Source organism: Paenibacillus sp. BIC5C1 (assembly GCF_032399705.1).
Classification (GTDB): domain Bacteria; phylum Bacillota; class Bacilli; order Paenibacillales; family Paenibacillaceae; genus Paenibacillus; species Paenibacillus taichungensis_A.
Window position 1 is genome coordinate 957,886 of record NZ_CP135922.1, and the last position, 12,787, is coordinate 970,672.

Annotated in this window: 11 protein-coding genes; 8 read left to right on the plus strand and 3 right to left on the minus strand. The window is 45.4% G+C overall.

Annotation, left to right across the window (positions count from 1 at the left end; genetic code table 11):
• Positions 1 to 21: 21 nt before the first annotated feature.
• Both RS891_RS04455 and RS891_RS04460 read right to left on the minus strand, forming a co-directional pair.
• Entirely contained in the window at positions 22 to 2,301 is a 2,280-nt protein-coding gene (locus RS891_RS04455; protein WP_113055678.1) for a glycosyltransferase, read from the minus strand.
• Positions 2,302 to 2,696: 395 nt separating this feature from the next.
• Entirely contained in the window at positions 2,697 to 3,101 is a 405-nt protein-coding gene (locus tag RS891_RS04460; protein WP_024631266.1) for a CBS domain-containing protein, read from the minus strand.
• 147 nt (positions 3,102 to 3,248) lie between these two features.
• Here RS891_RS04460 and RS891_RS04465 point away from each other — a divergent pair, with 147 nt between their 5' ends.
• Positions 3,249 to 5,333, plus strand: coding sequence for a penicillin-binding protein PBP4(5) (locus RS891_RS04465; protein ID WP_315794557.1), 2,085 nt, complete (start codon positions 3,249 to 3,251; stop codon positions 5,331 to 5,333).
• A 105-nt stretch (positions 5,334 to 5,438) separates the two neighbouring features.
• Here RS891_RS04465 and RS891_RS04470 read toward each other — a convergent pair whose 3' ends face one another.
• Positions 5,439 to 6,194 carry a class I SAM-dependent methyltransferase gene (locus tag RS891_RS04470; protein WP_315794558.1) on the minus strand — a complete coding sequence of 252 codons (756 nt, stop codon included), beginning with the start codon at positions 6,192 to 6,194 and terminating at the stop codon, positions 5,439 to 5,441.
• Positions 6,195 to 6,467: 273 nt separating this feature from the next.
• Between RS891_RS04470 and RS891_RS04475 the strand changes: the two genes are divergently transcribed.
• The 7 genes from RS891_RS04475 to RS891_RS04505 all read left to right on the plus strand — a co-directional run bounded on the left by RS891_RS04475 (position 6,468) and on the right by RS891_RS04505 (position 12,773).
• A complete protein-coding gene (locus RS891_RS04475; RefSeq protein ID WP_113055695.1) occupies positions 6,468 to 6,887 on the plus strand; it encodes a VOC family protein in 420 nt (139 codons plus the stop codon).
• A 165-nt stretch (positions 6,888 to 7,052) separates the two neighbouring features.
• Positions 7,053 to 8,297, plus strand: coding sequence for an FxLYD domain-containing protein (locus tag RS891_RS04480; protein ID WP_113055681.1), 1,245 nt, complete (start codon positions 7,053 to 7,055; stop codon positions 8,295 to 8,297).
• 14 nt (positions 8,298 to 8,311) lie between these two features.
• The gene (locus RS891_RS04485) at positions 8,312 to 9,463 is read left to right on the plus strand and encodes a trypsin-like peptidase domain-containing protein (protein WP_113055682.1); all 1,152 of its coding nucleotides are present in this window, start codon (positions 8,312 to 8,314) and stop codon (positions 9,461 to 9,463) included.
• 121 nt (positions 9,464 to 9,584) lie between these two features.
• The gene (locus RS891_RS04490) at positions 9,585 to 10,184 is read left to right on the plus strand and encodes a TetR/AcrR family transcriptional regulator (protein WP_113055696.1); all 600 of its coding nucleotides are present in this window, start codon (positions 9,585 to 9,587) and stop codon (positions 10,182 to 10,184) included.
• A 39-nt stretch (positions 10,185 to 10,223) separates the two neighbouring features.
• Positions 10,224 to 11,444, plus strand: a complete 1,221-nt coding sequence (locus RS891_RS04495; protein ID WP_315794559.1) for an MFS transporter — start codon at positions 10,224 to 10,226, stop codon at positions 11,442 to 11,444.
• A gap of 148 nt (positions 11,445 to 11,592) precedes the next feature.
• Entirely contained in the window at positions 11,593 to 11,913 is a 321-nt protein-coding gene (locus RS891_RS04500) for a transposase (protein WP_315793342.1), read from the plus strand.
• A gap of 23 nt (positions 11,914 to 11,936) precedes the next feature.
• Complete coding sequence (locus RS891_RS04505) at positions 11,937 to 12,773, plus strand: IS3 family transposase (RefSeq protein WP_315796124.1); 837 nt, start codon at positions 11,937 to 11,939, stop codon at positions 12,771 to 12,773.
• The last annotated feature ends 14 nt before the right edge of the window (positions 12,774 to 12,787 follow it).

A 12,787-nucleotide genomic window follows, 5' to 3' on the forward strand; every position in this document is an offset into this window, starting at 1 on the left:
GATTGATTTTTTGCCTCCCCTCTATAGATAAGCCATCTCGTTCAGTTCGTCTGAAGAGATGTTGTTCTTGCCCTGGGATACAGGGCCTGTTTTACCCAACTGGACATGTTCCTTATTCCACTGTTTTAGCAGAGCTTCCAAGGTTGGCATCTGATGGTTGCGAGCAACATCACGAATATTGGTCACACGGTACAGATTGCCTCGTTTGTTACGCAGGGACTGCACCCACATGCATTCCAGTGAGATGTCTTCGCCAAGCGGAAGTTGGATCTCATTGGCCAAATCATGAGGCTCCACCTCCACCAAGACGAATTCATAGTTGAAATCCAGCAATGTCACGGTTCCATGATCTGCCGTTGGCAATTCGCGATTTAGCGCAATTCGTGCCAGCTTCCGGTTGGACATGAATTCACTCTGACCTCTACGTACAAAATTCAGGCGAATGTCTTCAAATGTACTGATATCCTTGTCCAGCTTCTGAGGCAGCGTAGGTTCGCGATCATAGATGATATGCAGCAGCTGGCGCTGCTCTTGTTCCGTGATATCCGTAACCGTAAAAGCATATTTCCAGCGGTTCCCGATCGAAGCGACATGTGCCACCTTACCAGTAAACTCGCTTGAATATCGATCATTCACCAGTTTAATGCCAATCTCCATATCACTTGGAATGTACTTCGGTGTATCCAGTATAACGGAAATGCCGCCTTCCGAGAGATCGTTGGTGATGCAGGAGATGACCTCCCCTTCCGTTGTGAGCGTGCAATCCACAGCAGCCGTTGAGCGCTCATGATTGCGGAACACTTTGCGTCCAGCCAGGAAGAAGATCGACATCATGATGTTGTAGAAATTAATCAATAACCAGTACAGCACAACGAGGAAACCAATCGTTCCCTGGCTAAATGTCCAATGGATACAATTCACGATTCCGATAATGGACAGTACCGCCAGAATCAGATGAGGAATCATCTGTTTAATCTGATAGTTCCGATCATCATTTTGAGCGCCGTCTTTGCGGGTAACGACGAATTTGTTCATCGTGATGCCCAGAGTTTCCAGAATGACGGCAGGCAGAAGGGAAGGGAACAAAATGGTCTCATATACATTGGTCCATTTGGTGGTTCTAATATTGCCGGATAACATCCGCAGACAGGTGTTGGTCAACAGATACATCGGCAACCAGAACACGAGAATCTCCAGAATGGTACATTTCACAACTAGAACGCCGAACACGGCAAACAGTATGGGTGACATGATGTACAGCAGTCGTTTTAAACCGGAGTACCAGTAGGTAATGGATGAGATGTAGTTCAGTTTTTGCGCAAAACTAAGTCCCTTTTTGAAGAGAAGGTTCATTTTTTTACCTGTCTGGATACAACCACGCGCCCAGCGCTGACGCTGTTTGATCAGACTTTTCAGATCACCGGGAGCAAGTCCCGAGGCCAGTACTTTATTGGTAGCGAAGCAGCGATACCCTTTGCTCTGCATTTCAATACCAGTGGCAAAATCCTCTGTAATGGAACCGGTATAGAAACCGCCGACATCTTCCAGTGCCTGTCTGGAGAGTACAGTATTTGTTCCTCCATAGATGACGGAGTTGGATTTGTTACGTCCCACCTGTACGTCCCGATAGAAATAGTCCTGTTCATTCGGTATCCGGTTCTCGGAGTACAGATTGTACTGGAACTGATCCGGATTATAGAAGCTCTGTGGTGTCTGCACAAAACCAATTTTTTCTCCGGTCAAAAAATAGGGAACGCACGACGTCAGAAAATCATGTTTTGGAATCATGTCTGCATCAAAGGTGACGATTAGCGGGGAAGAAGTATGCTTCATGGCATTGTTCAGGTTACCCGCCTTGGCGTGTATATGCTCCGTTCGCGTAAGGTAGTTGATGCCCAGATGAGCAGCCAGTTCCCTCATTTCTGGACGATTGGAGTCATCACACAGATGGATATGTACTTTGGAGCGATCAGGATAATCCATATTCAGACAGCCATTAATCGTTTTGAACAGAAGCGAAGTGGGTTCATTATAAGTTGCGATAAATACATCCACATCCGGATATAAGGCTTCGTCAACAACGGGAAGTTCGGGATATTCGAGCCGGGTCATATTGTAAAAATGGACGGCGAGTTCGAACATACCTATAAGTTCGACAATGAGGAGGGCAAGACCTGCGGTTACGGCGAGAGGGCCATGTCCGAAAGGAATGGTGAAAAATGTACGCCAAATGACGTAAATACAAGACATAATCACAGTAGCTGTGACAAGTATCTTGTTGCGTGTACTTAAGTAGTTCAAGTGAATACCTCTTCCTGATTTTCTGTGTAGTGCCGCCTATTGGATAAAAAGAATGTGATCATTGTACTAAACGATTCTGAACAAATTCTGAAAAAAGAGATAGGACCTCGCAAAATATAGAACCATCGGTTCAATTTTTGATGGTTAATTTTGTCGTATCATAATAATTATTGTAGTTATTTGTCGAAATTTGCGCAATATGTTTATTTATTTTTTTCGCATAAATGAAAGTGGGACTTGGATGTTATCTGAAAACACAAAAATGACGAGCCCAAGGTTTTAATGTCATTAAGTTAAGTAACTTAATGACATCGCCCCAAGGACTCGTCATTTCTGATTTTTCTGTTTCAGTCTTCTGCCATCGTGATCAGCAAAAGGCATATATTCATTTCAAATTAGTCAGAGATGTTGCGCGTATAATACTCAATAATATCTTTGCGACGGATAATACCGAGGAAGACACGGTCGACATCCACCACAGGCACAAAGTTTTGATCTGCTGCCAGCGTCAGCATATCCTCCATTTCTGCCTTAATAAAGACACATTCATTATATACACGGTTGTCGATCTCATGCACTTGGACCTGATCCATCGTCTCAAATGTCAGTCCAGGAGTGCTCCGCATTTTCCATAACAAATCGCCTTCGGACAGGGTGGCAACATATTTTCCATCCTGGTCAATCACGGGAATGGCGGTATAATGCTGCAATTCAAGCTGCTCGATCGCATCTTTCATGGAAGCGGAAGACTTGATATAGGCCACTTCGGCTTTGGGGAGTAAAAAATAGCTGATTTCCATCATCGGGCTCCTTTACTGTAATCTCACTCTCCTTATTTAAACATATTATGTGAGCTTTCGGCTATTTTTAATGATAAATTCGTCAGATTTGTTCCATTGTTTAATTGAGGCTGGAAATCTATAGTGTATATTAGAGGTGATATGATCATGAAATCGAAACGTAAAATTATTTATGGACTGCTTCCCATCTTATTTGCCGGTGGAATCGGAATGTACTTATACATGCAGAATAGCAAAACAGAGGAAGTAAAGCCTGAGGTAACCGCTAATCAGTACATAGAGCATTTGCAAAAGAAAGAATTTGATCAATTGTATACCTTGATGACGCCTGCTTCATTGAAAGAGTCCGGTATGAACCGTGAGCAATTTGTGGAGAAATACAACGTAATCTATTCGGGTATGGAGGTTTCTGCGATTAAAGCAGAATTGAAACCGAAAGTAATCGAAGAGGCATCGGACGGCACGGGTGATGAAAATAAAAGCCAAAATCCGGATGCTTATGAAGTGGACTACAGTCTGCAGTTAACAACTTTCCTGGGGGAAGTGGACGAGACACATACACTGAAACTGGTGCGTGAAGAGCTTGAGGAAGGTGGAAAAGTCTGGCGGATCAACTGGAAGCCATCCATGATTCTGACTGACATGGCCAAGGGAAGCAAAGTTCGGGTGAGAACCCTTTTTCCGGAACGTGGAGACATTGTTGATCGTGAAGGACTGCCCCTCGCAACAAAGGGAAATATATATGAATGGGGCATCATACCTGAGAAGCTGGGAGAAAACCCGGAATCGATGATCGCCCGGATCGCGGAGCACTACAAAGTAACAGAAGCTTTGATCAACACCGCGCTTGCACAGAAATGGGTGAAACCAGAATATTTTGTCCCGATTGCTTCAACAGAAGACTCCCGGGTGCCTACAGCGCTGGCTGGTGTGCAAGTTCAATCCAAGGAAATACGATATTACCCTCTTGGTGAGGCTGCGGCTCATTTAATCGGTTATGTGCGCAAGGCCACCAAGGAAGACTTGGAGAAAGATACGGAAGGCTATTATCGTGCGGAAGATTGGATTGGCAAAGCCGGACTGGAGCAATCCTTGGAGAAACAGCTTCGCGGCGAACGAGGTGGCCTGATCGAGATCACCGATGAATCTGGAAACACTCGCTCTGAGCTTATTCGCAAGGATGCAGTGGATGGACAGAATATTCAACTGACGATCAGCTCCGAGCAGCAGCGCAAGTTGTATAAGACACTATCGAGTGGTGGTGACGCCGGAGCAATGGTGCTGATGAATCCAACGGATGGTAATTTGCTGGCACTGGCAAGTGCGCCCGCCTATAATCCGAACAAGATGGTTACAGGACTGACGCAGGCAGAGTGGGATGCCTATTCAGCAGATGAGAAGCTTCCTTTTATCAATAGGTTTACGAATCGTTATGCACCAGGTTCAACCTTCAAAGCCATTACGGCAGCGGCAGGTCTGATGGAGAAGGTTACCACAGCGGACAAATCGCATGATATCTCTGGTCTGCAATGGCGCAAGGATGAGAGCTGGGGCGGTTACTATGTGAAACGTGTGAAAAGTGTATCCCCGGTGAACATGGTTGATGCGCTGGTCTACTCGGACAATATTTATTTTGCGAAGGAAGCTGTTGAGATGGGCAGCACCAAGTTCATAGATGGCATCCAGAAGTTCGGATTTGGAGACAACTTTGGACTGGATGAACTGTATTTGAAATCAAGTCAGTATGCAAACGAGGCTCATCTCGATCTTTCATCTGAGGTGCTGCTCGCTGACACGTCCTATGGACAGGGAGAAATGTTGATGTCGCCAATCCATCTGGCGTCCTCCTTCACCCCTTTTATTAATGAAGGAAAAATGGTGAAGCCCGTACTGATAGAGGAAAAGGAAACCACTGAGCCGGAAGTTGTGATTACGCCTGAAGTTGCAAATACGGTGAAGGATGCTTTGGGCCAGGTCGTGACCCGATCGGGAGGAACGGCTCATTCCTTGAACTCACTTCCTGAAGGACTGGCGGCTAAGACAGGAACTGCCGAGCTGAAGGCCAAGAAGGGGGAGAAAGGACAGGAGAACGGTTTTGTCGTGGTGTTTGATACCGAATCACCATCCTTCCTTATAGCCGCGGTCATTGAACAAGTGAACGGACGAGGCGGCAGTCATTATGTTTTGGACAAATTAAAGCCTTTCCTGGAGAAAAAGGGAGTAACACAGTAATTGGATTGCTATTTATGATGTATCTTTTAGTATGTGAAGAGCCCAGCCTCCATTTATGTTATGAAAATGGGGCTGGGCTCTATGTTTGCCTTTATGTTATAAGATTTATTTCCGAGCAGTCAGCATAAAACGTGCCGAGTTCGTTCGAATCCCTTTATCGCAGCGATTTTGCTCAACAAACTGTTGGAAACGCACTAAGTCGGATTCCTTCTCTCCAAAACCGGGAATGATCGGTGCATGGGTCAGTAGGAAAAGTAGATCATCAGGCGTGGAGTAATACTCTGTTGCATTATATTCGTGTGCATCGATGTCACGAAAACCGGCTTCTCGAAGTTCACGTTTGTATCGTTCCATTAATGTGCCAGGCTGAACGCCCAGCAATTGTCCACGGTCAAAAGCCTTTGAGAGGTTATATTTATCATTTTCACTGACTTGTTGGGTAAGGAATACACCGCCATCGGCCAATACCCTGAATACTTCTGTAGCGCAGAAGTCGGAGTGTCTGGAGGACACGACATTAAAGAATTGATCCGGAAATGTCAGTTGCTCTGCATTCATATGCACAAAACGAACATTCGAACGGGAACCAGATGCCTTGAGATTACGCTGGGCAGTCTCAATCATTCCCCGGGAAAGGTCGATTCCAACCAATAACAGTGCGGCACCCGCGATGGAAAGAACAGCTTCTCCCCCGCCTGTGCCAATATCAAGCAAAAGATCAGACGGTTCGGTGCAGTGTGTAACTTCCTCGTAGAAATTCCATTCGATGCCCTCTGAAGTCACTTTCAGGGAGCTGAAGTCCCAGCCATTCAATCGCCCAATATGTTCGTAAAAAGAAGTATAGTCCATCTTTTTCTTCATGATATGATTCCTCCAATGTGAGTTCTTGATTCTAGACAGATGTTGTGCAAAATCGTTACGTTTAGATGCCGAACAGACTCAAAAGGGCAGACGTATCCCATGTTAGCTGGTACGCGTTTTGACCCAGCCCGACGACTAATTACTTCGAACGATTCGGAACGACATCCGTGTCACCTCACAGTTTGGAATATCGTTATTATAATGAATTGACAGCGTATACGCGAGATGTTATTTTGAGGTGAAATCCATTCTATTAGATTGAGGTGATCGATGGTGACTGTTCGCGCTGAGCAAATTTTTGTTAATTTGCCCGTTAAGGATTTGAAGAGGTCCGTTGATTTTTTTACCAAAGTAGGGTTTGAGTTCAATGCGAACTTTACAGACGAGTCTGCGACTTGCATGATCATTGGAGACAACATCTATGCGATGCTGCTGGTGGAGGATCGGTTTCAATCGTTTATTTCGAAAAAAATATCCAATGCGGCGGACACGGCTGAAGTCATCGTAGCCTTGACGGTGGAGAGTCGTGAACAGGTCGATCTGATTGTACAAGCTGCTCTGGATGCTGGCGCCAAGCCGTATAATGATCCTCAAGATCATGGGTTTATGTATGGATGGAGTTTTCAGGATCTAGATGATCATCTGTGGGAAGTTTCCTATATGGATCTAAGTAGCTTTCCTACGCAAGAATAGAATACATTAGTTAGTCAGTGCCTTCCTATTAACAGGGAGGCACTTTTTGCGTTCATTTTATCCCAATAAATATATGGTGTAATTTACCTTTTTACTATATGATAAGTGTCGATTCGTGTAAAAATAGCATAGGATACATACGTTCTTTTTGATGGAGGGATCAGGGTGTATTGTCACGTATGTGGGACCAAAAGCAATCCAGGGGACAGCACATGTAGAAAGTGTAGAACGAAATTAAAAGATTCAAGCTCTACAGATGAACAGATTTGGGCAGAAACAGCGGTTGGTCTGGAAAGTGGAACAGGAAAAGCACTAGATCAGTTATCCAGACAGCAGCAGTCTGCACCGAAGCAGAGCAATACGGCACAAGGCCAAGCATTTAGCTGGATTATTCCACTGCTTCTGGCAGCGGTGATGGGGGCCTTGTTGACTTATTATTACAAACAGGAGATAGGGATCAATGCGGAGGTAAAATCACTGCATCAACAGGCGGAGCAGGCTGCCTTAGATGGTAAATATCAAGAGGCGCTTCAACTTCTGGATTCGGCTCTTGCGAAACGGCCCAATGTTGATGGCCTTGTGAAGGATCGCCAAATTACAGCCAAAGCCTTCAATCTGATGAATCAGCTGAACGAAGCTGCGACAAGTTTGAAAACGGGGAAACTTGCTGCTGGTGACAAGACACTTCAGGCTGTAGCGAAAGTGTTGAAAGAGCGAGAAGAACCGGTATTTGCCAAGGTACGTACGACTCTAAACAACAACAAGGTGACACTGGCTGTCCTGAAGGTAAAGAAAGAAATCGATAGTTTGACAACCGTACAGGCACTTGCTGAGAAATTGGACACGGTATCGAAATTGAAAGGCAAGGAAGCAGAGGCGGTTCAGAAACAAATCATCGACAAGCTGGCTGGACTTAGCTATAAGCAAGCTGAACAGCAAGTGAAGAAAAAGGATTTTACGGCTGCATTGCAAACCGTTGATCAGGGGCTATCCTACGCGCCCGAGGATGACAAACTGACAGCATATCGCGAACGGGTGCTGAGTGAGAAGAAGGCTTTTGAAAAAGCAGAAGCTGAACGAATTCAACTTGCTGAGCAACAAGCGGCAGAAGAAGACCTGAAAAACCGCACAGCAGCGGTGAGCATTGTAGACGTAGAAGCGACGCTTGATATGTATGGCGACCTGTATATTAGCGGCTCAATCGTGAATAATGCCACTCGGCCTATCTCTTCCGTGACGGTTATGTTGGACATCTACAGCTCAGACGGGGCATATCTCGGTCAAACCTATGCGGATGTGTACCCAAGCTGGCTTGATGTAGGGGATCAGGGATTTTTTGAAACGTATTATTACGGTGTGTACGAGGAAGCTGAAGTTTCTGTAGTGAACGCAACGTGGTATCTGGAATAGGAGGACAGGTTGGAATGGCCAAACGAACATGGAGTACGATTATATCCAGTGCAATCATTATTGGAGCAGGAGCAGGAGGGGTGTTCTGGATTCATCAGTATTCAGCAGATCAACTGCAGGATGGACCAAGACTGGCTGTTGTCACTACGAAGGAAACGGCAACTACAGCGTCTAAACCGTCCTCCCAGACAACCGTGAAGAAAACACGTAAACAGATTATTGAAGAGAGTCAGAAGAAAGTGGTTACGATTGAGAGCAGCAGTGGACTGGGTTCCGGTTTTCTCTACAATGATCAAGGGGATGTGGTAACCAATGCCCACGTGGTGGAGGGCTCGAAGGAAGTAACGATTCGAACCCTGAATCATGAGGAGTATAAGGGAACCGTTATCGGGATTGGAGAAGAGACAGATATCGCTGTCGTCAGGGTGCCAGATCTGAAAAAAGTTAAACCGCTGCCTATCGCCAAATCCAAAGCGGAGACAGGAGATGAGATTCTCGCGCTGGGCAGTCCGCTAGGTCTGGAGAATACCGTAACTACAGGCATTATCAGCGGTGTTGGCCGAAGCTTCGAAATTGCCCCTTACATCTACAGTAATCTGTATCAAATCTCGGCACCCATTACACACGGTAACAGTGGTGGCCCACTGATCAGTGCGGACACCGGTGAAGTATTGGGCATTAATTCAGCCGTTGTGGAACAGGAAGGCGGGATCGGGTTCAGCATTCCGATCACCAGCGTATTGAAGCAGGTCCAGGCTTGGTCTGAGAAACCATCATCGTCTAAAACGGCGGTTCAGACGAGTGGCAGTCAGGGAGCGGGAGCAGACTCAGCTTCTTTGGAAGCGGAGGGTCTGGTGACCGAATTTTATATGAACCTGAATCTGAATGACTATGTTACCGCCTATGCCTTGCTTGGCAGTGAGTGGCAGAGCGGTATAAGTTATGCCAAGTTCCGTGAAGGTTACATCAACACCAGTTATGTTACCATCGCCGAAGTTTCGTCCTCGGATAAGTCAAATGATGAAATAGAGGTCACTGCGGTTATTACAGCGGATGAACGAAAAGATGGTGAATTGGTCACCACGAAATATAAGGTTACGTATCAAGTCGGTTATGAAAATGGACAACTGAAAATACTTCATGGCCAAGGGAAAAAAGTAAAATAAAGCTGTGGAGGGAGAATGGGCGCCAAGCCGATTCTCCCTTTTTGATTGCTTAAGTTTGATGGTTCTGTTAAAATACAGAACGAACGTTCAGTATGCAAGAGGTGGAGTGAAATGTATGAGTATGAATAAAAAGCAAATTCAAACCGAGCAGACCAAGAAGAAACTTGCGGATGCCTCAAGAGCTCTTTTTGTGCAAAAAGGGTATAAAGCAACTTCCATTGAAGATATTGTGACTGCGACAGGCAGCAGTAAAGGCAATATCTATTACCATTTTAAAAGTAAGGAAGGCCTCTTTCTGTATCTGATTGATGAGTGGGATCGGGAATGGGAAGAAAATTGGGCGGCCAAGGAACATCTGTATCATACTTCTACGGAGAAGATCTACGGCTTGGCAGAACAATTAATCCTCGACGATATGAATCACCCGCTAACCAAGGCTGCAGATGAGTTCTTTACGGGGGAAAAGAAAGAAAATGATATTGAAGAACGAATAGCTTTGATGTTTGAGCGGCATATTCAATTTAACAAACAATTGGTGGAACAGGGGATAGAGAGCGGAGAGTTCAAGGCGGACAACGCTGACAATCTTGCTCTCATTCTGGAAAGTACCATTATTGGACTTAGTCAACTGTCGCGCGGAATGGAGCCAGAACAGGCTCTTGCCTTGTACCGCCAAGCGGCTAGCGTATTCTTGTATGGAATAGCAAAAGATAAAGCTTAAGCTTAAGGCAACATTTTGACAACTACGGAGGATGGAATCATGGCATTACTTACACGGAACAGGGGCGCATTGCTGCTGTTAATGTTTAATATTTTTCTCGTTTTTACAGGTATAGGTCTTGTGGTACCTATTATGCCTGCGTACATGGATCTACTGCATATCACCGGGTTCACGGTTGGTTTGCTGGTAGCAGCATTCTCCTTCACGCAGTTTCTGTTTTCTCCAGTTGCGGGCCGTTGGTCTGACATCTTGGGACGTAAAAAAATTATTGTTGGCGGTATGTTAATCTTTGCTGTATCGGAGTTTATGTTTGGTGCTGTGAATGCACCATCGCTGCTCTTCGCAGCCCGGATGCTTGGGGGAATCGGTGCAGCTATGATCTTCCCGGCAGTTATGGCATATACCGCAGATATTACGACAGAAGAAGAACGCGGTAAAGGCATGGGATTAATCAATGCGGCAATTACTACAGGATTTATCATTGGTCCGGGGATCGGCGGATATATCGCTGACTTCGGTATTCGGATTCCTTTCTATGCCGCAGGTATTGCGGGTTTGCTGGCATCCATCATTACGTTGATTATTTTGCCGGAATCGACCAGAATTACCGGAGAGCAAACCAAACCCGCTGCGGGTGCACCGAAGGTCAAAAGCCCGGGCATGGTTTCACAGTTGCTGCATTCGTACCGGGAGCCTTACTTTTTCAGTTTGATTATCGTATTTGTCATGGCGTTTGGTCTGGCGAACTATGAGACGGTCTTTTCGCTGTTTGTGGATCACAAATTTGGCTTCACCACCAAGGATATTGCATTCATTATTACATTTGGTTCCATTGCGGGAGCCGTGGTGCAGGTCTCACTGATTGGCTGGCTGTTAAACCGGTTTGGTGAGAAAAAAGTCATTTCGGTCTGCTTGCTTTTTGTAGCTGTATTTGTACTGTTAACCTTGTTTGTGAACACCTACTGGATGATTCTTGTCGTAACGTTTATCGTTTTCCTTGGCATGGATATATTGCGTCCGGCAATCAGTACGCAGATGTCCAAACTGGCGGAAGAACAGCAAGGCTTTGTGGCCGGCTTGAACTCAGCCTACACAAGTTTGGGGAATATCGCAGGTCCAATTGTAGCGGGAGCATTGTTTGATGTGAATATCAACTATCCTTATGTTTCAGCAGCTGTTGTTCTGGCGATCTGTTTCCTGTTATCTCTGCGGGTGTTAAGAGGAGTTAACTCCACAGGCAACGCCAAAGCAGAAATGTAAGCCTGATTTGAATAAGAATGCGTGAGTGAACCAATACAAAAAGCCAGTCGGCTTACACATGAACTGGTATTATCCCCTTTAAGTAGACACTTAAAAAAACCTTCATGTTATCATGAGGGTTCAAGTGACACTTGGAGGGGATATTTTTATGGCCAAAAAAGGACAAACATTTCAGACGTATACCGAAGAGTTTAAATTGAATGCAGTTAGATCCTATGTCGAAGGTTCTTCAAGTTACAAAGTGGTCGCTGATCGCGAAGGAATTCGAAACTGTTCACAACTGAAGGTGTGGGTAAAAAAATGGAAAAATGGGGAAGTGTTTGATGAGCGAAAAAACAATGTTCCGAATCCAATGAAAGGACGTCCTCGTACTGCCTTTAGCAGTGTAGAAGAAGAACGGGATTACCTTCAAGCACAGGTGGATTATTTAAAAAAGCGGTATCCAAATCTAGTAAAGGAGAAGCGCTGAGCCAACGGGAGAACTACGATATCATAGACGAATTGCGCTGCTCGCATGGCATTACACGCCTATTATCGATTACAGGAATACCCCGTTCCAGTTACTACAAATGGCGAGCAACACAGCCGCAGCGAGACGCAAGACAAGACCGTGAGCGTGAGATCAAAGAACACATGATGGCTATTCATTTTGCAAACCGAGAGTTTGGTTATCCTCGCATGACAACGGCGTTGTGGGAGGCTGGTCTGAACGTTAATCACAAGAAAGTATGGCGAATCATGCGGGAACTATCGATCCAATCGGTAATTCGTAAGAAGCGGAAGAAGTCCAGCTATACGCCATCTGTGATTTATCCGAATCGCCTGAAGCGCCAGTTTCATGCGACAGCACCCCAGCAAAAAATGGTGACGGATATTACCTATATTCCGAATGGAAGTACATTTGTTTACCTGTCCGTGATTCAAGACCTGTTCAACAATGAGATTGTAGCTTGGCAGTTGTCTAAACGGAACGATGTTCAGCTCGTATTGGATACGGTGGAACAATGGACACAAAAAAGAGACGTTTCAGAAGCCGTGCTCCATTCGGATCAGGGCTTCCAATACACGTCTCAGGCGTACAACACACGATTAGAAGCATTCGGCGTGAAGGGCAGCCACTCTCGCAAAGCAACCTGCCTAGATAACGCATGCATCGAATCCTTCTTTTCGCATCTCAAGACAGAGAAGCTGTACCTTAACCAGTGTAATTCAGAAGTAGAGATTCGACAAGCCGTGGAAGATTATATGTACAATTACAACTACCGACGCTTTCAAGCCAAACTCAAACAGCGCGCACCGATTGAATATCGATGCGCACTGGCAGCATAGCTTTTTTTATCTGT

Bases quoted from the DNA above. Each gene is read 5' to 3' on its own strand.
- RS891_RS04485 (WP_113055682.1), top strand. From the start codon at position 8,312: ATGGCCAAACGAACATGGAGTACGATTATATCCAGTGCAATCATTATT.
- RS891_RS04495 (WP_315794559.1), top strand. From the start codon at position 10,224: ATGGCATTACTTACACGGAACAGGGGCGCATTGCTGCTGTTAATGTTT.
- RS891_RS04470 (WP_315794558.1), bottom strand. From the start codon at position 6,194: ATGAAGAAAAAGATGGACTATACTTCTTTTTACGAACATATTGGGCGA.
- RS891_RS04490 (WP_113055696.1), top strand. From the start codon at position 9,585: ATGAATAAAAAGCAAATTCAAACCGAGCAGACCAAGAAGAAACTTGCG.
- RS891_RS04460 (WP_024631266.1), bottom strand. From the start codon at position 3,101: ATGGAAATCAGCTATTTTTTACTCCCCAAAGCCGAAGTGGCCTATATC.
- RS891_RS04500 (WP_315793342.1), top strand. From the start codon at position 11,593: ATGGCCAAAAAAGGACAAACATTTCAGACGTATACCGAAGAGTTTAAA.
- RS891_RS04465 (WP_315794557.1), top strand. From the start codon at position 3,249: ATGAAATCGAAACGTAAAATTATTTATGGACTGCTTCCCATCTTATTT.